The 20,717-nt window shown below is 66.8% G+C and carries 21 protein-coding genes; 16 read left to right on the forward strand and 5 right to left on the reverse strand.

What is annotated here, in order from left to right:
• The first annotated feature begins 2 nt into the window (after positions 1-2).
• Positions 3-650, forward strand: a complete 648-nt coding sequence (locus Q0O97_RS05225) for a hypothetical protein (RefSeq protein WP_294925925.1) — start codon at positions 3-5, stop codon at positions 648-650.
• Here the strand turns inward: Q0O97_RS05225 and Q0O97_RS05230 are convergent, their stop codons facing one another.
• Together Q0O97_RS05230 and Q0O97_RS05235 are read right to left on the reverse strand one after the other, a co-directional pair.
• On the reverse strand, positions 651-977 hold the full coding sequence (locus tag Q0O97_RS05230; protein WP_294926003.1) for an AzlD domain-containing protein: 327 nt from the start codon (positions 975-977) through the stop codon (positions 651-653). It lies immediately after the preceding gene.
• Positions 974-1,693, reverse strand: a complete 720-nt coding sequence (locus Q0O97_RS05235; RefSeq protein ID WP_294925927.1) for an AzlC family ABC transporter permease — start codon at positions 1,691-1,693, stop codon at positions 974-976. Before Q0O97_RS05235 ends, Q0O97_RS05230 begins: the two co-directional genes overlap by 4 nt.
• 118 nt (positions 1,694-1,811) lie before the next feature.
• Here Q0O97_RS05235 and Q0O97_RS05240 point away from each other — a divergent pair, with 118 nt between their 5' ends.
• On the forward strand, positions 1,812-2,426 hold the full coding sequence (locus tag Q0O97_RS05240; protein WP_294925929.1) for a GNAT family N-acetyltransferase: 615 nt from the start codon (positions 1,812-1,814) through the stop codon (positions 2,424-2,426).
• A gap of 18 nt (positions 2,427-2,444) precedes the next feature.
• Here the strand turns inward: Q0O97_RS05240 and Q0O97_RS05245 are convergent, their stop codons facing one another.
• Positions 2,445-3,428, reverse strand: a complete 984-nt coding sequence (locus tag Q0O97_RS05245) for a hypothetical protein (protein WP_294925931.1) — start codon at positions 3,426-3,428, stop codon at positions 2,445-2,447.
• A 15-nt stretch (positions 3,429-3,443) separates the two neighbouring features.
• Positions 3,444-3,914, reverse strand: coding sequence for a transcription elongation factor GreA (greA, locus tag Q0O97_RS05250; RefSeq protein WP_294925933.1), 471 nt, complete (start codon positions 3,912-3,914; stop codon positions 3,444-3,446).
• 242 nt (positions 3,915-4,156) lie between these two features.
• On the opposite strand from greA, the gene Q0O97_RS05255 reads away from it, so the two are divergent.
• From Q0O97_RS05255 to Q0O97_RS05290, 8 genes are all read left to right on the forward strand, one after another.
• A complete protein-coding gene (locus Q0O97_RS05255) occupies positions 4,157-5,818 on the forward strand; it encodes an electron transfer flavoprotein-ubiquinone oxidoreductase (RefSeq protein WP_294925935.1) in 1,662 nt (553 codons plus the stop codon).
• Between the two features lie 98 nt (positions 5,819-5,916).
• Entirely contained in the window at positions 5,917-7,710 is a 1,794-nt protein-coding gene (locus Q0O97_RS05260; RefSeq protein ID WP_294925937.1) for a tetratricopeptide repeat protein, read from the forward strand.
• On the forward strand, positions 7,707-8,546 hold the full coding sequence (locus Q0O97_RS05265; protein WP_294925939.1) for a 4-(cytidine 5'-diphospho)-2-C-methyl-D-erythritol kinase: 840 nt from the start codon (positions 7,707-7,709) through the stop codon (positions 8,544-8,546). The genes Q0O97_RS05260 and Q0O97_RS05265 overlap by 4 nt, the downstream gene beginning before the upstream one ends.
• 25 nt (positions 8,547-8,571) lie before the next feature.
• A complete protein-coding gene (locus tag Q0O97_RS05270) occupies positions 8,572-9,306 on the forward strand; it encodes a pyridoxine 5'-phosphate synthase (RefSeq protein ID WP_294925941.1) in 735 nt (244 codons plus the stop codon).
• A gap of 150 nt (positions 9,307-9,456) precedes the next feature.
• Positions 9,457-10,773, forward strand: coding sequence for a hypothetical protein (locus Q0O97_RS05275; protein ID WP_294925943.1), 1,317 nt, complete (start codon positions 9,457-9,459; stop codon positions 10,771-10,773).
• The gene (locus Q0O97_RS05280) at positions 10,770-11,945 is read left to right on the forward strand and encodes a glycosyltransferase (RefSeq protein WP_294925944.1); all 1,176 of its coding nucleotides are present in this window, start codon (positions 10,770-10,772) and stop codon (positions 11,943-11,945) included. The genes Q0O97_RS05275 and Q0O97_RS05280 overlap by 4 nt, the downstream gene beginning before the upstream one ends.
• 12 nt (positions 11,946-11,957) lie before the next feature.
• Positions 11,958-12,809 (forward strand): sulfotransferase, encoded by an 852-nt coding sequence (locus Q0O97_RS05285; protein WP_294925945.1) that lies wholly within the window; start codon positions 11,958-11,960, stop codon positions 12,807-12,809.
• Between the two features lie 67 nt (positions 12,810-12,876).
• A complete protein-coding gene (locus Q0O97_RS05290; protein ID WP_294925946.1) occupies positions 12,877-13,380 on the forward strand; it encodes a hypothetical protein in 504 nt (167 codons plus the stop codon).
• Between the two features lie 60 nt (positions 13,381-13,440).
• Here the strand turns inward: Q0O97_RS05290 and metK are convergent, their stop codons facing one another.
• Complete coding sequence (gene metK, locus Q0O97_RS05295; protein ID WP_294925947.1) at positions 13,441-14,619, reverse strand: methionine adenosyltransferase; 1,179 nt, start codon at positions 14,617-14,619, stop codon at positions 13,441-13,443.
• Positions 14,620-14,803: 184 nt separating this feature from the next.
• On the opposite strand from metK, the gene acpS reads away from it, so the two are divergent.
• The 6 genes from acpS to gyrB all read left to right on the forward strand — a co-directional run bounded on the left by acpS (position 14,804) and on the right by gyrB (position 20,568).
• The gene (gene acpS / locus Q0O97_RS05300) at positions 14,804-15,205 is read left to right on the forward strand and encodes a holo-ACP synthase (RefSeq protein WP_294925948.1); all 402 of its coding nucleotides are present in this window, start codon (positions 14,804-14,806) and stop codon (positions 15,203-15,205) included.
• 76 nt (positions 15,206-15,281) lie between these two features.
• Positions 15,282-16,061: a signal peptidase I gene (gene lepB / locus Q0O97_RS05305; protein WP_294925950.1), complete on the forward strand. Its 780-nt coding sequence runs from the start codon at positions 15,282-15,284 to the stop codon at positions 16,059-16,061.
• Positions 16,058-16,747: a ribonuclease III gene (rnc, locus tag Q0O97_RS05310; protein ID WP_294925952.1), complete on the forward strand. Its 690-nt coding sequence runs from the start codon at positions 16,058-16,060 to the stop codon at positions 16,745-16,747. Before lepB ends, rnc begins: the two co-directional genes overlap by 4 nt.
• A complete protein-coding gene (gene era / locus Q0O97_RS05315) occupies positions 16,744-17,670 on the forward strand; it encodes a GTPase Era (protein ID WP_294925953.1) in 927 nt (308 codons plus the stop codon). Before rnc ends, era begins: the two co-directional genes overlap by 4 nt.
• 8 nt (positions 17,671-17,678) lie before the next feature.
• Positions 17,679-18,014 carry a DUF1491 family protein gene (locus tag Q0O97_RS05320; RefSeq protein ID WP_294925954.1) on the forward strand — a complete coding sequence of 112 codons (336 nt, stop codon included), beginning with the start codon at positions 17,679-17,681 and terminating at the stop codon, positions 18,012-18,014.
• A gap of 115 nt (positions 18,015-18,129) precedes the next feature.
• Positions 18,130-20,568: a DNA topoisomerase (ATP-hydrolyzing) subunit B gene (gene gyrB, locus Q0O97_RS05325; RefSeq protein ID WP_294925955.1), complete on the forward strand. Its 2,439-nt coding sequence runs from the start codon at positions 18,130-18,132 to the stop codon at positions 20,566-20,568.
• The last annotated feature ends 149 nt before the right edge of the window (positions 20,569-20,717 follow it).

Below are 20,717 nucleotides of genomic sequence, written 5' to 3' on the forward strand. Positions count from 1 at the left end.
CATTGCATCGGCGGACCTTCCTTGCGCTGAGCGTGCCCGCGATTCTCGCGGCATGCGGCGCCGACAGAAAATGGGCCAGCGACGAGGCGGTGCGCAACGCGCGCTATGTCTCGGACGAGCCGCCCTCGATCACGCTGTTCACGGTGATCGGCATTCCGCGCGGCGAGGGCGGGCATTCCGCGCTGCTGATCAACGGCAGCCAGCGGGTGATCTTCGACCCCGCCGGGTCGTGGGAACATCCCGCCATTCCCGAACGCCATGACGTGCTTTACGGCATCACGCCGAATTTCAAGAACTTCTACATCGACTATCACGCCCGCGAAACCTATTGGGTGGCCGAGGATACGATCCTTGTCAGCCGCGAGCTTGCCGATGCCGCCATCCGCTCGGCCGAGCAGCAGGGCGCAACGAACAAGAGCTTCTGCGCCGTGGCCACGGGCCAGACGCTGCGCCGCCTGCCGGGGTTCGAGGGCGCGCCCACGGGCTTCAACCCCAACAAGCTGCGCGAATGGTTCCTGACCCTGCCGAACGTGACCTCCAAACGTCACATGGACGGCGATCCGGCGAACAACCACGACGTGCTGCTGCGCCAGAAATCCGGTGCCATCGTGGGTTACGGGCCCGAGGGCCGCTTGCAGCAGGTCCGCTGATCAGCCCAGCAGATACAGCATCGCAAACAGCGTCCCGCCACCCGCAAGGATGGCGGCCAGCGTGTTGCGGGTGACGACACCCACCGCCAGCGCCGCGACGGCGGCCAGCAGGCGGGCGGGATCGGTCTGGCCCTGGGTCGCGGGGGGCCACAGGACCAGCGGCGCGACCAGCGCGGGCAGCACGGCCACCGCCGTATAGCGCAGCATCCTTGTCGCCCACAGCGGCAGGGGCCGGTTGCCCAGCGCGCCCAGAAAGGACCAGCGCAGCAGGAATGTGCCCACGCCCAGGACCAGGATGACGATCCAGATGGTCAGGTCCGACATCAGGCCAGCCCCGCCTTGCGCCGCTCGGTCCATGTTTCGACCAGCGCGCCGGTGGCCATCGCCAGCGGCGCCGCGATCAGCATTCCCAGCCCCGAGGGCAGGAAGGCGAAGGCCAGCGCCGCCACCATCGCCACGAAGGCCGCCGCCAGATGCGCCAGCGTCCGCAGCATCGGCGCGATCATGGCCAGGAAGGTGATCGGGATCGCGAAATCCAGCGCCCAGCTTTCGGGGATCGCGTTGCCCAGCTTCGCGCCGATCAGGCTGACCACCACCCAGGGCAGGCAGGCTCCAAGCGCGGTTCCGAAGAAATAGGCAAGCCGCTGGTCCAGCCTCAGCCGGGGATGCTTTTCGTAATGCTGCATCGCCAGCGCATAGGTCTGGTCGATCATCAGATAGGCGACCGCCGCCCTGGCCCCCGGCCTCGCCTGCCCGATCCACGGCACGATAGAGGCCGAATACATCGCCATCCGCAAGTTCACCGCAAGGGCCGAGACGACGACCACGAACACCGGCGCCTGATCGGCCAGCAACTGGACGGCGGTGAACTGCGACGCGCCCGCCAGCACCAGCAGCGAAAAGCCCAGGACCTGCCACAGGTCCAGCCCCGCCTCGGCCGCGAAGACCCCGAACAGCAGGCCGAAGGGCAGGATCACCAGCAGGAAGGGCAGGCTGTGCAGCAGCCCGTGGTGGAAGCATTGGGCGGGGCTGCGCGCCAGCACGCGCGCCTCATGCCCCTGGGCGTGAGACTGGTTGCCCGCAGGCAAGGGTTGCGGAATCGGTGCCATATCGGAAAATCGGGGAAAGCCTGTCCTGTTGGCGGCAGATTGGCGAAAGCGCATGGGGAATACAAGGACCACGGCGGGCGATTTTTCCGCCTTTCGGATCGAAGCCGGAATCGCGCCGCGGTTGCAGGACGCGGCGGCGGGGCTTTACCTGCGCCATTTCGGTGCGCAAGTCCTGCCCTTTCCCGTGCCTGCCGCGCGGGCTGAGCGCTTTATCCGCGCCGCCATGCAGCCCCGGATGGCGCTGGCCGCGCTGGATGGCGGCGGCGGGCTGATCGGCCTTCTGGGCCTGCGCGACGCCGGCGGCGGGTTTCTTGGGATGACCGCCGACGCCCGCGCGGCCCTGGGCGCATTCGCCGGGGTCACAGGGGCGCTGATGCCGCTTTTCCGTCCGGGACCGGCGACGGCGGATATGGTGATCGACGGGCTGGCCATCGCGGACCGCTGGCAGCGGCGGGGCGTCGGGCGGGCGCTGCTGGCGCACGCCCTGGCTGATGCCGCGCGGCGCGGCTATCCCGGCCTGCGCGCCGAGGTCGCCCTGCGCAACCGCGCGGCCCTGCGTTTCTACGAAGCGGCGGGTTTTTCGCCGCAAGGCCGCCACCGGATCGGCTGGCCGTGGTCGGCGTCGTGGCTTGGCCGCGCGGCGGTCATGCGCCGCGACGTGCCATAGCGTCCGGCAGGAACGGCGTCAGGGCTGCGATTCGGCCTCGACCCCCTGGCCGATGGTGCCCTTCACCTGCGCCAGCATGGTGAACGCGCGGCCCGAGCGGGTGTCGGACAGGGCCGCCAGCAACTCGTCGTCGAATTCCTGCGCCGCACGCAGGATCAGGCGGTCGAAATGGCGCTGGAAATGATGCGCGGCGTCGCGAAAGACCTCGTCCCCGTGCAGCATCTCGGCGGCAAGGGTAAGCGCATTGGCGTCGGCGTCCAGCGACAGGGCCTGGACCGCCGTGCCGCGCGCACCATCCGCGAAGCGGCGCCACAGCGCGGCATCGGGATAGCGGGGCGGGGCGTCGTCCATGTAGATGCCCCTTGCCGCCATCAGCGTGATCACATCCTGCGCGGCGCGGATCAGCCGGGCGATCTCGGGATCGGCCAGCGCCTTGCGCAAGGCGGCGATGGTATAGCGGTCGTCCGGCCCGTCGGGAAAGTTCAGCGCGGCGACCAGTTCATGGGCGGAAACCTCGGGCGGGGGTGGGTCCAGCGCAAGGTCGCCCTGCCGGGTGTCGCCTTGCGGGGCGGGACGCGGCTCGGCCGCACGGGCCGGGCGCGGCTGCGCGGGCGGGCGCAACTGTTCGGCGCGCGGCTGCGGTTCGGCGGGCGTGTGGGCGGGCGCGACCGGGCGGGTCGCGCTGTCGCCCGGCGCCAGCGAACCCGGCCCCCGTCCGCGCGGATCGTGCCGGGGCTGGCCCATCGCGTCCAGCGTGTCGCGCAGCGACTGCGCCTCGTGCCGCAGGGCGTCCAGCGCGCCCGCGGTCCAGACCGCCAGCCAGATCAGCGCGACCGGCGTGACGATTCCGGCCCAGTGCAGCAGGCGCTCGGCAAGGTCCTGCCGCGTGTCCCCGGCCCCCAGGAACCACGACAAGGCCACCAGCGCCACCCAGACAAGCGTTGCGATGGCGCCAAGCCGGACGGCCCCGGCCCCGGTCAGTCTTTCGCGCAGGTCATTCATCGCGCGCAAACACCCCTATTGATAGCGAATTGTCAGGATTTCATAGGACTTGCCGCCGCCGGGGGTGACGACTTCGACGCTGTCGCCCTCTTCCTTGCCGATCAGCGCCCGTGCCAGCGGCGAGCGGATGTTGAGCAGCCCGCGCTCCAGGTCGGCCTCGTGTTCGCCGACGATCTGATAGGTCTTTTCCTCGTCCGTGTCCTCATCGACAAGCCGGACGGTGGCGCCGAACTTGATGCTGCCCGACAGCTTGGCGGGGTCGATCACCTCGGCGCGCCCGATGATGGCCTCAAGCTCCTTGATGCGGCCCTCGATGAAGCTCTGCTTTTCGCGCGCGGCGTGGTATTCGGCATTTTCCGACAGGTCGCCATGTTCGCGCGCCTCGGCGATGGCGCGGATGACCGAGGGGCGCTCGACCCCGCGCAGTTGGCGCAGTTCTTCGTCCAACTGATCGAAACCGGCACGGGTCAACAAGATCTTTTCCATTCGACGTCCTTTCGGCGGCAGTAGCATACCGATGCTGTTCGAACGCCCCCGCCATGACGGCAGGGGCGTTCGGGTAAAAACACCAGGGCATCGTGAACCCATCGCGGGCGTCATGCAAGCCCGCATGACGATGCGTCCGAAAGATGCGGCGGCAATCTGCGCGGGCTTGCAAGCGTTGCCCATGGCGGAAAACCGCGTTACTGCTGTCGGGCGAAACGTATTGCCAGGCGGGGGACCGAGCTATGGGGGAAATCGAGCGCGAGTCGATGGATTACGACGTTGTGATCGTCGGCGGCGGTCCGGCGGGCCTGTCGGCGGCGATTCGGCTCAAGCAGATCGACCCCGAACTGTCGGTCGTCGTGCTTGAGAAGGGGTCCGAGATCGGGGCGCATATCCTGTCGGGCGCGGTGCTGGACACGTCCGGACTGGACCGGCTGATTCCCGACTGGCGCGAAAAGGGCGCGCCCGTCACGACCGAGGTGACGCAGGACAATTTCTATATCCTCGGCCCCGCCGGTCAGGTTCGCGTGCCGAACTGGCCGATGCCGCCGCTGATGTCGAACCACGGCAAATATATCGTCAGCATGGGCAATGTCTGCCGATGGCTGGCCGAACAGGCCGAGGCGCTGGAGGTCGAGGTCTTTCCCGGCATGGCCTGTTCGCAACTGGTCTACGAGGGCAGCCGCGTGGCGGGCGTCGTCGCGGGCGAGATGGGGCTGAACGCCGACGGCACCCCCGGCCCGCATTACGAGCCGGGCATGATCCTGCGCGGCAAATACGTCCTGATCGCCGAGGGTGTGCGCGGCAGCCTCGCCAAGGAACTGATCGCGAAATACGAACTTTCCAAGGGCCATCAGCCGCAGAAATTCGGCCTCGGCATGAAAGAGATCTGGGAGATCGACCCCGCCAAGGCCCGCCCCGGCACGGTGACGCATACGATGGGCTGGCCCCTGGGCAAGAACGCGGGGGGCGGCAGCTTCATCTATCATCTTGAGGGAAACCAGGTGCTTGTGGGCTTCGTCGTCCACCTGAACTATGCCAACCCCTACCTGTCGCCCTATAGTGAATTCCAGCGTTTCAAGCATCACCCGATGGTCGCCGAACTGCTGGAGGGGGGCAAGCGCGTCGCTTACGGCGCCCGGGCGATTTCCGAAGGCGGCTGGCAGTCGATCCCGAAAATGGTTGCGCCGGGGGTGGCGCTCCTGGGTTGCTCGGCGGGGCTGGTGAACGTGCCGCGCATCAAGGGCAACCACAACGCCATGCTGTCCGGCATCGCCGCGGCCGAGGCGGCGGCGGTGGCCATCGCGGCAGGCCGCGAGGGCGACGAATTGACCGATTACGAGGCCGAGGTCCGCAGCGGCGCCATCGCCAGGGACCTGAAGCCCGTGCGCAACGTCAAGCCGATCTGGTCGAAGCTGGGGCTGACGGCCAGCCTCGCGCTTGGCGGTTTCGACATGTGGGTGGCGAACCTGACCGGCTGGAACCCGCTGGGGACGTGGAAACACGGCAAGACGGACGCGCAGGCGACCGGCAAGGCGGCGGATTTCCAGCCGATCGACTATCCGCGCCCGGACGGGAAACTCAGCTTCGACCGGCTGACCAATGTGGCGTTTTCCTTTACCAACCACGAGGAAAGCCAGCCCTGCCACCTGAAGCTGCGCGACCCGGCGATCCCCATCGCGGTGAACCTGCCCGAATATGCCGAACCCGCGCAGCGTTACTGCCCGGCGGCGGTCTACGAGGTGGTCGAGGATGCGGCCAATCAGAACGGGGGCGGCCCGCGCTTCCAGATCAATTTCCAGAACTGCGTCCATTGCAAGACCTGCGACATCAAGGACCCGTCGCAGAACATCGACTGGACAACCCCGCAGGGCGGCGACGGGCCGAATTACCCGAATATGTGATCGGCAAGCGCGGGCCGGTGGCGGGGGATGGCGTTGCCCAACCCCCGTGCCGCGTTTAGGGTCGCTTGCAGCAGTCTTGTCTGATTGGGCCTGAGAACGTGAAAACCGCAATGATCCCGCTGGCGCTGATCGCGCTGCTTGCCGTGCCCCTGCATGCGCCGAACCTGCATGCCCAGGAAGCGGCGGCGGATGCGCCTGCGCCCGAGGGCGAGGACCCCTCGCAGGACAACCTGCCGCAGGTGCCGCTGACGCGCGGGCTGGCCGGGCCTTACCTGGCCGGGCGCACGGCGGCGATGGAAAACGACTATCGCGCGGCCTCGCGCTATTACCAGCGGGCGCTGGCCCACGACGAGGGCGATCCCTATCTGCAGGACAGCGCGCTGGTGTCCATGATCTCGGCGGGGCAGATGAACCAGGCCGCCGAACTGGCCGACCGCGTCATGGCCGAGGGCGAAGGCACCGACCTGGCGCGGCTGACGCATTGGGTCTCGCTTGCCGGTTCGGGGCAATGGGACGACCTGGTGGCCGAGCTGGAAACCAGCATCGAGGCCGCACGGGCCGACGACCAGCCCGACGACGCCAGCCTGCTGGAGGGCCTCTTGCGGGCATGGGCGCTGCTTGGCGCGGGCCGGGCCAACGATTCGCTGGCGGCCTTCGAGGAACTGGGCTCGATCCGGGGCGCGCGTCCCATCGTGGCCTATAACCTGGGCCTGTCCAAGGCGCTGGTGGGCGATTACGAAGCTGCCGATCAACTGCTGACCGAAAGCGCGGCCTCGGACCATTACCTGGGCATCCTTGCCCGTGCGCAAGTGTTGTCGCAACTGGAACAGAACGCCGCCGCGATGGTCTTGCTGGAAGGCCAGCCGGGCTTTGCCGACGAGCCGGGCCTTGTCGCGCTGCGCGACCGGCTGGCGGCGGGCGAGACGGTGCCCTTCGATTCCATCGCCTCGCCTGCCGACGGGATGGCGCAGGTGTTTCTGACCTTTGCTGTCGCGCTGGTGTCGCCGCAGGGTCCCGATCCGCTGTCGCTGGTGCAGGCGCGGCTGGCCCAGTTCCTTGCCCCTGACCTGGACGAGGCGCGGCTGATCTCGGCCCAGCTTCTGCAAGGCTTCGGCCAGTTCGAACTGGCCGAGCGCGAATTCGACGGGCTGCGCGAACAGGGCGCCATGCGCCCCATCGCCGAACTGTCGCGTATCGATGCCCTTGCGCAGGCCGAGCGGCTGGACGATGCCGAAAAGGCCGCGCTGGCCTTGACCGCCGCCCATCCCGAACTGGCGCAGGGCTGGATCGCGCTTGGCGACCTGTTCCGCCAGCAGCAGAAATTCTCGCAGGCCGTCACCGCCTATGACAAGGCGCTGGCGCTGCTGCCCGAGACCGGCGACATGCGCTGGTTTCCGCTTTATGCGCGGGGGATCGCGCTGGAACGCTCGGGCCGCTTCGACCGGGCCGAGGGCGATTTTCGCGCCGCGCTGGAAATCCAGCCCGAATCCGCGCAGGTGCTGAACTACCTGGGCTATAGCCTGGTCGACCGCAACGAACGCCTGGACGAGGCGCTGGACCTGATCGAGCGCGCCGTCGAACTGCGCCCCGATGACGGCTATATCCTGGATTCGCTGGCATGGGTCTATTTCCGCCTTGGCCGCTATCAGGAAGCCGTCGATCCGATGGAGCGTTCCGCCGCCGTAATGCCCGGCGATCCGCTGGTCAACGACCACATGGGCGACATCTACTGGATGGTGGGCCGCAAGCGCGAGGCGCAAATCCAGTGGAAGCGCGCGCTGAGCCTGGACCCCGAGACCGAGGAAGACGCCGCCCGCATCCGCGACAAGCTGGACCGGGGCCTGGACGCCGTGATGGCCGACGAGGCGGACGCAGGGGACGGGCAGGAATGACGCTGGCGGGGACGGTGCAGGCGGGGGCGGTCAGCCTGCTTGCGCCCGCCAAGATCAACCTTGCGCTGCATGTCACCGGCCAGCGGCCCGACGGCTATCACCTGCTGGATTCGCTGGTCGTCTTTGCCGGTCGGGGCGATCGGGTCACGCTTGTGCCGGGGCCGCTGTCGCTGAGTGTCTCGGGTCCCTTCGCGGCGGGGCTGGACGCGGGCGAGGGCAACCTTTGCCTGCGCGCCGCGCGGCTGGCGGGGCGCGAGGCCGCGATTCACCTGGAAAAGAACCTGCCGCTGGCTTCGGGCATCGGGGGCGGTTCCGCCGATGCGGCGGCGGTGCTGCGCGGGCTTGGCGTCCGCCCCGCGCAGCCCGAGCGGCTTGGCGCGGACCTGCCGGTCTGCCTTGCCTCGCGCCCCGCGCGGATGCGGGGGCTGGGCGAGGTTCTGGACCCCCTGCCGCCCCTGCCGCCCTTTCACATGGTGCTGGTCAATCCCGGCAAGGGGCTGTCCACGCCGCAGGTTTTTGCCGCGCTGGCCGACAAGGCGAACCCGCCCCTGCCGACGCCCGCCGGATGGGCCGGTCTGGACGATCTGCTGGCCTGGCTGCGCCGGACCCGCAACGACCTGCAAGCCCCGGCCATCGCCCTTCTGCCCGAAATCGCCGACTGTCTTGCGGCGCTGCGGGACGGGGGGGCGCTGCTTGCGCGGATGTCGGGGTCCGGCGCGACCTGTTTCGGCATCTTTCCCGATGCCGATGCCGCGGCGCGGGCGGCGCGGAACCTCTCGCGTCCGGGGTGGTGGGTGGCCGAGACGGGACTCGCCCCCGCTGCGGGACTGGGCTAACCTGCGCGCAGATCAGGAGGAATTCATGCTGCGCCTTGGTGTCAACATCGATCACGTCGCGACCATTCGCAATGCGCGGGGCACGCCCTGGCCCGACCCGCTGCGCGCCGCGCGCATCGCCGAAGAGGCCGGGGCCGACGGCATCACCGCCCATCTGCGCGAGGATCGCCGCCATATCACCGACGACGACATTTCGCGCCTGATGGACGAATTGCGGCTGCCGCTGAACCTGGAAATGGCCGCGACGGCGGAAATGCAGCGGATCGCCCTGCGCCATCGCCCCCATGCCGTCTGCATCGTCCCCGAAAAGCGGCAGGAGCGCACGACCGAGGGCGGCCTGGACGTCGCGCGGGACGAGGCGGGGCTGGCCGAATTCATCGCCCCCCTGCGCGATGCCGGTTGCCGCGTGTCGCTGTTCATTGGCCACCAGCCCGACCAGATCCGCGCCGCCGCCCGCATCGGCGCCGCCGTGGTCGAGTTGCACACCGGCCATTATTGCGACCTGGACACCGAAGGCGCGACCGCCGCGCGCGACGCCGAATTGCAGGCGCTGCGCGAGGGTGCCGCCCTTGCCCATTCGCTGGGGCTCGAGGTTCACGCGGGCCACGGCCTGACTTTCGACACGGTCGGCCCCGTCGCCGCGATTCCCGAACTGGCCGAGCTGAACATCGGCCATTTCCTGATCGCGGAATCGGTTTTTCTGGGGCTGGCGGGCGCAATCGGGGAAATGCGCCGGAAAATGCAGCAGGCGCGGGAATAGGGCGGTTTTCTTAACCCCTTCTTTACCCGCCGGATGGTAAGCCAAGGCCGCCGGTCGCCTGATCGTGTCGGGGCATCTCATTGCACGACAGACCAATGCGGGTTATCTGGCTGAACCGAACCGATCACCCGCGGGAAAAGCCTGTCAGCCATGATGCGGAAATTGCAGCACTACCACCGCGCCTTCAAAGAGGTGGCGCAGCTACAGGGCACGGGTGTCGCGGTCAGAAGGACGGTGCATTTCCTGCGCTCGCGCATCATGGCGCGGCTGCGGATGCGGACGGACAAGGGGCCGCCCCGTCCCGCCCGGCTGGAAGACCAGTTCACCAGCGATATCGCCGCGCGTATCGCGGGCGCGGTTCAGTCGCTGCCCCCCGCGCCGGTCACGCGCGATTTCGTGCTGATCCTGTCGGATATCCAGATCCGCCAATGCGTCCATTACCGCATTCTGCAAAAGATCCGCTACCTGTCGAAGATCGGCATCCGCGCCCAACATGCCCACCCTGAGGAACTGGGGCGCATCCGCTCGCTCTTGCCCTTCGCCCATGCGGTGATCGTCTATCGCACGGCGCTGGCCCAGCCCTTGCTGGATGAATTGCGCGCCACGGGTGCGCGCCTCGTGTTTGAGTTCGACGACCTGATCGTCGGCTCGGATGCGGTCCGCCAATCGGGCATCCTGCGCGAAATTCCGCAGCGCATGGGCGAAAACCTGATGGCGCTGGCCGACCGATTGTTGCAGACGGCGCGGCTTTGCGACGGGCTGATCGTCTCGACCGATTACCTGGGCCGGATCTATGGCAAGCCCGGTTCGGCGCTGGCCGACAAGCCGATCCATGTCCTGCCCAATTTCCTGGAAGAGGACTGCACCGCCCGCCCGCCGGGGCTGGCGGAATATACCTTTGCCTATACGACGCCCTCGGGGTCGATCACGACCGAATTGCAGATGCTGTCCGCCTTCCTGCGCGCCTACGATCAGATCGCGGAACGGCCCTGGTCGCTGGTCACGATGGGCAACCACCTTGCCGCGACCGAATTGGGCAAGATCGACTTTCGCCAAGGCAATATCGTCGCCATCCCGTTCGAGGAATATGATATCTATCTGGGCCATATCTCGCGTGCGCAGGCGGTGCTGATCCCGCTGGCCCGCACCGGCTTCAACAGCGCCAAGACGCCGATCCGGGTGATGGATGCCGCGCTGGCGGGAACCCAGGCGATCTTTTCGCCGGTCGGGGCTTACGCGCCCATCGGCGAGGGCATGGGCGCGAACCTGCTGGCGGTCGAGGATGAGGATTGGGCCGGCGCCGGCCGCTACGGCGCCACCACGCTGGAGATGCGCAGCCACAACATCGCCCATCTGCGCGCGGCGGTGAATGCCCTCTACGGTCCCGAAAGCGCGGCGGCCACCTATCGCCGCGTCTTTGTCCAGGGGTTGGGGATCTTGGCAACCCAGGCGGAAGCACGCGCATGAGGGTCTTGAACATCAACCTCTATTTCTTCCCCTCCTCCATCGGGGGTGCGACGGTGGTGGCCGAAAAGCTGGCATGGGGGCTGGTGCAGCAGGGGCACGAGGTCACGAACGTCTGCCTGTCCCACCGCGCCGCCGGTCAGGACATGACGGTCTTCGATACGCCCTTTGGCCGCACCGTCGCGATCAACAATGTCTTTCCCGGCCCCGACAACCGCTTTTCCAGCCCCGTCGCGACCTCGCTCCTGGCCGAGGTGGCCGAGATCGTGCAGCCCGACGTCATCGTCGTTCACGCGGTGCAGAACATGGGCATCATGGACTTCCTGCGCGACCCCAAATGGCTGGCCCGTGCCCGGATCGTGGCGCATGATTTCTTCTGGGGTTGCCTGCAAGGGTTCCGCACCCTGCCCGACGGCACCCGCTGCCACCGCGATATCGGGGCGCTGTCGTGCCGCCAATGCGCCTGGTTTCCGGGGCTGATCGAGGAAACCTATCGCAGCGCCCGGCAGATATTGAACGGCTGCCACGCGGTCGTCTTTCCCTCGGACTTCCTGCGCCGCGGTTATGGCGAGATCTTCGGGGACGCGCCCGGCAATGCGCATGTGCTGTCCAACCCCGACCGGGCCGAGATGATCCTGCCCCCCGGCACCGGCCTGCCGCCCGCGCCGGGGCTTGCCGAAAGGCAGGCGGGCAAGGCGGTTTACGGATTCGTCGGCGGTCCGGGCGAAACCAAGGGCTGGACGCTGATCCGCCAGTTCATCGACCAGGCCAATGGCGGGGCAGATTCGCATGTCGTGCTGTTCGACATCGGCCGCGGCACGGCGCGGCCCTGGTATATCGGCCAGCAGGGACCGGGCGTCACCGTCGCCGATCCGTTTCACTGGACCTATGCCGCCCAGGCCCTTGGCGCCATCGATGTCATGCTGATGCCAAGCCGGGTGCAGGAAAGCTTTGGCCTTGCCGCGCGCGAGGCGCTGTCGCTGGGTGTGCAGACCGTCATCCGCCCCTCGGGTGCGCTGGCCGAGCTGGCGGGCCATGCCCATGTCGTCATGGCCGAAGAGGGTGACACCGCCGCAAGCTTGTCGCATAAGCTGCGCAACGATGACACGGACGGCAAGCCGGTCTGGTCCGCGACCTCGATCGGGGATTACGTGGACCGGCTGCTGGCGATCTGAGGGCAGGGCAAGATGACCAAACGGCTGCGGCGGCTTTACCTGAACGCGGGGCAGATGAAGGCGGGGACGACCTATCTGTTCGGCATTCTCAAGAAACACCGGCAGATCTTCTTTTCCCCCGAAAAGGAACTGAACTATTTGTCGCAACGCTATGGATCGGTTCGGATTCTCAGCGACTTCGTGCGCAAGCGCAAGGCGCAGAAATTCGCGCTGAACGAACTGTCCTCGGACAGGGCGATCTATCGCTATCAATACCTGCTGCAATGGGCGGCGGATTACCTGCGCCCCGTCAACACCCCCGGCTGGTATGAGGACATGTTCAAGGGCATCCGGGACGATCAATGGGCGGCGGATTTTTCCAACCTGACCTGCACCATCCCGCCCCAGGGGCTGGAAGAGGTGGGGCGGCTCGCCGGTGACCTGCGCGTCACCTATTGCTTTCGCGATCCCGTCGCGCGGGCCTTCAGCCACGCCAAGTTCCACCTGAAATTCGGCGGCCAGGACAGCGACCTTTCCGCGCTGCCCACCGATGCCCTGCGCGCGCTGCTGCTGTCGCCCAACATCCTGCCCCAGTCGCAGACCGAGGAACATGTGGACAGGCTGGTCGCCGCCTTCGGTCCCGGCCGCGTGCGCCTGATCCAGTGTGAAGACATGTGGGCCGATCCGCAAAAGACCGTCGATGCGATCTGCGCGTTTCTGGACATCCCGCCCCTTGAAAGCGAAATCCCGCTGGACCCGGTGAACGTCGGTCCCAGGGCAGAGATGACCCCCGAACTGGCCGCCGTGTTCGAAGAAATCTTTGCCCCCTACCGTCAGGCGATGGTGCGGGTGCGCGAGAAATATGGCGATCTGGTGATCTCATAGCCGGCGCAGGGAACGAAAGCGCGCCCCTGGGCATTTGTCAGGTGCCAATCGCGATGAAGGATTGATAATGAAACGGATCTTGCTCGTCTCGGCCATTGCCGCTTTCACCGTGCCCGCTTTTGCGCAGGACACCACCCCCGATGCACCGCCGACCGCCGCCAGTCAGCAGCAGGGCGTCGGCGGCGACCTGTCCGGCCTGCCCAAGCCGCAGGTGATCGAGGATTTCGGGCTGAGCGATCTGCGGATCCGGCAGGTCGATCGCGGCAGCACGCTGGCCAGGGTGACGGGCAGCCTGCCCGACGGCGCGCGGATCGAGATCGATCTGAACCGCGAAGGCAACATCAAGGAAATCGAGGCGCGCGGAAACGACCGATTCGAGGAATCCGCCATCCGCCACCTCATCCCGCAGCCGGTGCTGGACCACGCCCAATGGCCTGCGGGCAGCACGCTGGAATCCATCGAATTCGACCGCGACGGCACCATCGAGCTGGAAGGCTGGCTTGAGGATGGCCGCGAATTCGAGGCCGAATTCGGCATCGACGGCACGCTTCTGGATTACGACCTGGACTAGGCGGCCCAAAGGAAAACGGCAGGGAAAGCCCCTGCCGTTTCCTCGTTTCCCGGCGGGAGTTCAGGTCAGCGCGGCCTTCAGCGCCTCGGCCCGGTTGGTTTCTTCCCAGCTGAAGGCGGTGCCGCCGGCCAGCGGATAGGGTGCGCGCCCGAAATGGCCATAGGTCGCGGTCGGGCGATAGATCGGGTGCAGCAGGTCCAGGTCGCGGATGATGGCGAAGGGGCGCAGGTCGAAGACCTCGCGCACCGCGCCCACGATCCGGCCAAGCGCCACCGTTTCCGTCCCGAAGGTGTTGAGGCTGATCGAGGTCGGCTGCGCCTCGCCGATGGCATAGCTGACCTGGATCTCGCACCGGCTGGCAAGGCCCGCCGCGACGATGTTCTTGGCGACCCAACGCCCGGCATAGGCGGCCGAGCGGTCCACCTTGCTGGGGTCCTTGCCCGAAAACGCCCCGCCGCCGTGACGCGCCATCCCGCCGTAGCTGTCCACGATGATCTTGCGCCCCGTCAGCCCGCAATCGCCCACCGGCCCGCCGATGACGAACTTGCCCGTGGGGTTGATGAAATACTTGGTCGCATCCGACAAGAGGCCCGCGGGCAGGACGGGGCGGATGATTTCCTCGATCACCGCCTCGCGCAGGTCGGACAGCGAGATTTCGGGGTTGTGCTGCGTGGACAGCACGACCGCGTCGATGGCCTGCGGCCTGCCGTCGTCGCCGTAACGCAGCGTCACCTGCGACTTGGCGTCGGGGCGCAGCCAGGGCAGCGTGCCGTCGCGGCGGACCCTGGATTGGCGTTCCACCAGCCGGTGGGCGTAGGTGATGGGGGCGGGCATCAGCACGTCGGTTTCATCGCTGGCATAGCCGAACATCAGCCCCTGGTCGCCCGCGCCTTGTTCCTCCAGGCTTTCGCGGTCCACGCCCTGGTTGATCTCGGGCGATTGCTTGCCGATGATGTTGATGACCGAGCAGGTCGCGCCGTCGAATCCCACCTCGGACGAGGTATAGCCGATGTCGTTGATGACGCCGCGCACGATGGATTCCAGATCGACCCATGCGCTGGTCGTGATCTCGCCCGAGATGATGGCGACGCCGGTCTTGACCATCGTTTCGCAGGCGACGCGGGCGCGCGGATCCTCGGCCAGGATGGCGTCCAGGATGGCGTCGCTGATCTGGTCGGCGATCTTGTCGGGATGGCCCTCGGACACGGATTCCGAGGTGAACAGCGAATATTCGGTCATGGGTCGATTACCACCGGGGATATCAGGAAAAAAGGGGGCTGGGCCGCGTTACGCGCCTACTATTGCCCGTTTCGCAAGGGTAATGTCCAGACGCCGCTTTGCCAAGGCGCGGGGGTTTCGGGTTTCGCCCGCGCGGGCGACGGGCTAAGGGGGCAGGGACGAACAGGCAGGCAGGGACCCCGGCATGATCCTTGGCATCGGCACCGATCTGGCCAATATCGACCGCATCGCGGGCACGCTGGCGCGTTTCGGCGACCGCTTCCGCAACCGCGTCTTTACGCCGACCGAACTGGCCCGCGCCGCCCGGCGCCGGGACGAGGCAGGGACGCTGGCCAAGCGTTGGGCCGCGAAAGAGGCCTGCTCCAAGGCATTGGGCACCGGGCTGGCGATGGGGATCGCGTGGAAGGACATGGCGGTGACGAACCTGCCCACCGGCCAGCCGGTGATGGCGCTGACCGGCTGGGCCGCGCGGCGGCTGGACGAGATGACGCCCCCCGGCCATCGCGCCATCGTCCACGTCACCCTGACCGACGACCACCCGTGGGCGCAGGCCTTCGTCTTGATCGAGGCGCTGCCCGCCGCCTGACGGGTCGCGCCGCGCTTGACTTTTACCCGTCAAGGGGACCATGAACGCCGGGCATCATACGACGGGAATGGCAGGCATGGCCGACAAGACAGCGCGCAAGGAAAACGGTCTGTGGGAAACCATCAAGACGATCTTCTGGGCGCTTTTGATCGCGGGACTTTTTCGGACGCTGCTGTTCCAGCCCTTCTGGATTCCCTCCGGGTCGATGAAGGACACGCTGCTGATCGGCGACTTCCTGTTCGTCAACAAGATGGCCTATGGCTATTCCTCGGTGTCCTGTCCCTTCGCGCTTTGCCCGATCTCGGGGCGCATCCTCGAACGCACGCCCGAGCGCGGCGATGTCGTGGTCTTTCGCCATCCGCAGCGCAATGTCGATTTCATCAAGCGCTTGATCGGCCTGCCGGGCGACCGGGTGCAGATGCGGGGCGGCATCCTGTGGATCAATGGCGAGGAAGTGCCCCAGACCCCGAACGGCAGCTATGTCGAGCGGATGGACCCTCGCGCGGCGCGGTCCGAGTTCTTCGGCTGCAACAACGCGCCGGGCACGGCCGAGGGCGAATGCCACGTCGACCGCTATACCGAGACGCTGCCGAACGGCGTCAGCCACGACGTGCTGAACATGATGGACGGCGGACCCGCCGACAACACCGCCGAGTTCACCGTGCCCCAGGGACATTATTTCTTCATGGGCGACAACCGCGACAACTCCGAGGATTCGCGCTTTTCCAATGTCGGCATGATCCCGGCGGAAAACCTGATCGGGCGGGCGGAATTCGTGCTGTTTTCCTCGGCCGGAAACTCGCTTCTGTATTTCTGGACCTGGCGGGCCGACCGATTCTTCAAGGGCGTGAATTGAAGCTGTCCGAGGATATCCGCGCCTTCGCGGCCCGGCTGGGCCATGATTTCGCACGGCCCGAACTGCTGATCCGGGCGCTGACGCATGGCTCGGTCGCCAGCACGACGCGGCCCGACAATCAGCGGCTGGAGTTCCTGGGCGACCGGGTTCTGGGCCTGACGGTGGCCGAGGCGCTGGTGATGGCCGATCCCGATGCGTCCGAGGGCCAGCTAGCGCCCCGCTACAACGCGCTGGTGCGCGGTGAGACCTGCGCCGCCATCGCGCGCGAGATCGGCCTGGGCCAGGTGCTGAAGCTGGGCCGCTCCGAGATGATTTCCGGCGGGCGGCGCAAGGACGCGCTGTTGGCCGACGCGATGGAGGCGGTTCTGGCCGCCGTCTATCTGGATGCGGGCTTCCAGGCGGCCCGCGATACGATCCTGCGGCTGTGGGCCAGCCGCCTTGCCAATGTCGAGGACGACGCCCGCGACGCCAAGACCGCGCTTCAGGAATGGGCACAGGCGCAGGGGATGAAGCCGCCGCGCTATGTGCAGGCCGGGCGTTCCGGCCCCGACCACGCGCCCGAATTCGCGATCCGGGTCGAACTGGACGACGGGCGCCACGCCAGCGCGCAGGGCAAGGGCACCAAGCGCAGCATCGAGCAGCTTGCCGCGCAGGCGCTGCTGAAACAGCTTGAGGGCAAGTCATGACCGACACCGAAAACACCCCCGCCCGCGCCGGTTTCGTCGCGCTGATCGGCGAACCGAACGCAGGGAAATCGACCCTGCTGAACCGGATGGTGGGCGCGAAGGTCAGCATCGTGACGCATAAGGTGCAGACCACCCGCGCCCGCATCCGCGGCATCGCCATGCACGAACAAAGCCAGATCGTCTTTGTCGACACCCCCGGTATCTTCCGCCCGCGCCGCCGCCTGGACCGCAGCATGGTCGCCGCAGCATGGGGCGGGGCCTCGGACGCCGATGTGATCGTCCTGCTGATCGAGGCCCATCGCGGCCTGACCGACGGCGCCCGCGCCATCCTGGATGCGCTGCGCGAACGGGTGGGGGGGCGTCCCGTGGCACTTGCGATCAACAAGATCGACCGGGTCAAGGCCGAGGCCCTGCTGGCGCTGTCGCAGCAGATGAACGACGCATTCCCCTTTGCCCGGACCTTCATGATCTCCGCCGAAAAGGGCTATGGCTGCGATGATCTGCTGGAATGGCTGGCGGGGGAAATGCCGGAACACGACTGGCTCTATCCGCCCGACCAGGTCGCCGACCTGCCCATGCGCATGATCGCGGCTGAGATCACCCGCGAAAAGCTGACCCTGCGCCTGCACGAGGAAATCCCCTATCAGCTGACCGTCGAGACCGAGAAATGGGAGGAGCGCAAGGACGGTTCCGCTCGCGTCGACCAGATCGTCTATGTCAGCCGCCCCGGCCACAAGGGCATCGTCCTTGGCAAGGGCGGCGAGACGATCAAGGCCGTCAGCCAGGCCGCGCGGCAGGAACTGGCCGAGTTCATGGGCCGTCCGGTCCACCTGTTCCTGCAAGTCAAGCTGCGCGAGAACTGGCTGGACGAGGCCGAGCGTTACCGCGAAATGGGCCTGGATTTCCGCGACGGCGATGGCTGAGGCCGGAAATGCCTGAAGCACGCCTTGCCGCGGGGGTCTGGATCGCGGCCTATCTGCGCAGGCTGGCGCTGGCCGGCATCCCCGCCTATGTCACCCGGCACGGCGACGACACGGCGGGGGCGGTCATGGTCAAATGCGCCACGCTGGACGGGCGGGCCAGCCTGTGGACGCGCGAATGGGACCTGGAAACCGACCGGCGGCTGTGGGTCCGCCTGAACGACGCGCCCGAGCCTGAAATCGACGCCGAAATCGCCCGCAACGCCGCCCGCGACCCCGACCTGTGGGTGGTCGAGATCGAAAGCCGCGACGGGCGCACGCTGCTGGATCAGGACGGGCTGGCCTGACCGTCCGCGGGAACATTGATCTTTCAGGCGGAAACCCCTAAATATGGTGTCTCTCCCGTGACATTCCCGGATCACGACACTATAAATGCCGCATGCAAGGCAGGATGATTTACGCATGAGCGCAGACAACCCGACCCCCGCCGAATACGGCGCGGATTCCATCAAGGTTCTCAAGGGCCTGGAGGCCGTGCGCAAACGCCCCGGCATGTATATCGGCGACACCGACGACGGTTCGGGCCTGCACCACATGGTCTATGAGGTCGTGGACAACGGCATCGACGAGACGCTGGCGGGCCATGCCGATTACGTGCGCGTCAAGATCCACGCCGACAGCAGCGTATCCGTGCGCGACAACGGGCGCGGGATTCCCGTGGACATGCACCCCAGCGAGGGCATTTCGGCCGCCGAGGTCATCATGACCCAGCTTCATGCGGGCGGCAAGTTCGACCAGAACAGTTACAAGGTCTCGGGCGGGTTGCACGGGGTGGGCGTGTCGGTCGTGAACGCGCTGTCGGATTGGCTGGAACTGCGCATCTGGCGTAACGGCAAGGAACATTTCGTCCGTTTCGAACATGGCGACACGGTCGAGCCGCTGCGCATCGTGGGCGATGCCGAACCGGGCCAGACCGGGACCGAGGTGCGCTTTCTGGCGTCCAGCAAGGAAAACGACGCCGAGGGGACGTTCTCGAACCTCGATTATAAATATACCACGCTGGAAAACCGCCTGCGGGAACTGGCCTTCCTGAACTCGGGCGTCCGCATCATTCTGGAAGACGAACGCCACGCCGAGGAACTGCGCACCGAACTGCATTATGAGGGCGGCGTGCGCGAATTCGTGAAGTTCATCGACCGCTCGAAAACGCCGGTCATGGCCGAGCCGATCTTCATCACCGGCGAAAAGAACAGCATCGGGGTCGAGGTCGCGATGTGGTGGAACGACAGCTATCACGAATCCGTCCTGCCCTTCACCAACAACATCCCGCAGCGCGACGGCGGCACCCATCTGGCCGGTTTCCGTGGCGCGCTGACCCGTGTGATCACGAAATACGCGCAAGACAGCGGCATCGCGAAAAAGGAAAAGGTCGATTTCACCGGCGACGACGCGCGCGAGGGGCTGACCTGCGTGCTGTCGGTCAAGGTGCCCGATCCGAAGTTCTCCAGCCAGACCAAGGACAAGCTGGTCAGTTCCGAGGTGCGCCCGGCGGTCGAGGGTCTGGTGGGCGAAAAGCTGGCCGAATGGTTCGAGGAAAACCCCGCCGAGGCCCGCCAGATCACAGGCAAGATTATCGAGGCCGCCCTGGCCCGCGAAGCCGCCCGCAAGGCGCGCGAGCTGACGCGGCGCAAGACCGCGATGGACGTGGCCAGCCTGCCCGGCAAGCTGGCCGATTGCCAGGAAAAGGACCCCGCGCTGAGCGAGCTGTTCATCGTCGAGGGTGACAGCGCGGGCGGTTCCGCCAAGCAGGGCCGTTCGCGCCAGAACCAGGCGGTGCTGCCCCTGCGCGGCAAGATCCTGAACGTGGAACGCGCGCGTTTCGACCGGATGCTGTCCTCGGACATGATCGGCACGCTGATCACCGCGCTTGGCACCGGGATCGGGCGGGACGAATTCGACCTGTCGAAGCTGCGCTATCACAAGATCATCATCATGACCGACGCCGATGTGGACGGCGCCCATATCCGCACGCTGTTGCTGACCTTCTTCTTCCGCCAGATGCCGCAACTGATCGAGGCGGGGCATCTCTATATCGCCGAGCCGCCGCTTTACAAGGTGATGCGGGGCCGGTCCGAGGTCTATCTGAAGGATGAGGCCGCGCTTGAGGATTACCTGATCGAACAGGGCGCCGACGGCGCCAGCCTGCGCCTTGGCTCGGGCGAGGAAATCACCGGCCAGGACCTGCTGCGCGTGATCGAGGATGCCCGCGTCGCGCGCCGCATCCTGCGCGCCTATCCCACGCATTACCCGATCAACATCACCGAACAGGCCGCCATCGCGGGCGCGCTGCTGCCGGGCCGGGTCGATCAGGATGCGCAGGGCGTCGCCGACCAGGTGGCGCAGCGGCTGGACATGATCGCCGAGGAATTCGAACGCGGCTGGACCGGCCGCCCGACCCAGGACGGCGGCATCCGCCTGTCGCGCGTCCTGCGCGGGGTCGAGGAAAGCCGCCTGCTGGACGGCCCGATGCTGCGTTCCGCCGAAAGCCGCCGCCTTGGCGCGATGACCGAGGGCTTGCAGGAAACCTATGGCCAGACCGCCCATCTGGTGCGCAAGGACCGCGACCAGCCCATCCACGGCCCGCTGGACCTGCTGGCCGCGATCTTCCTGGAAGGGGAAAAGGGCCTGTCGCTGCAACGCTACAAGGGTTTGGGCGAAATGAACCCCGAACAGCTTTGGGAAACCACGCTGGATCCCGATGCCCGCACCATGTTGCAGGTGCGCATCGACGATCTCAGCGATGCCGACGACATCTTTACCAAGCTGATGGGCGATGTGGTCGAGCCGCGCCGCGAATTCATCCAGCAAAACGCGCTGAGCGTCGAGAACCTGGATATCTGACTTGTTGCCTCAAAGCCGCGGTTTCCGCCGGGGCTTGGCGGCAGCGGGCGGTTTTGATTGCAGCGAATGGTTAACAGACTTATCAAATCGGCGAGGCGCATCCTGCGCCGTCATTGTGGTTTGAATATTGTTCTTCCTGTTGCTGGAGT

It is taken from the genome of uncultured Paracoccus sp. (assembly GCF_945915435.1).
GTDB lineage: Bacteria > Pseudomonadota > Alphaproteobacteria > Rhodobacterales > Rhodobacteraceae > Paracoccus.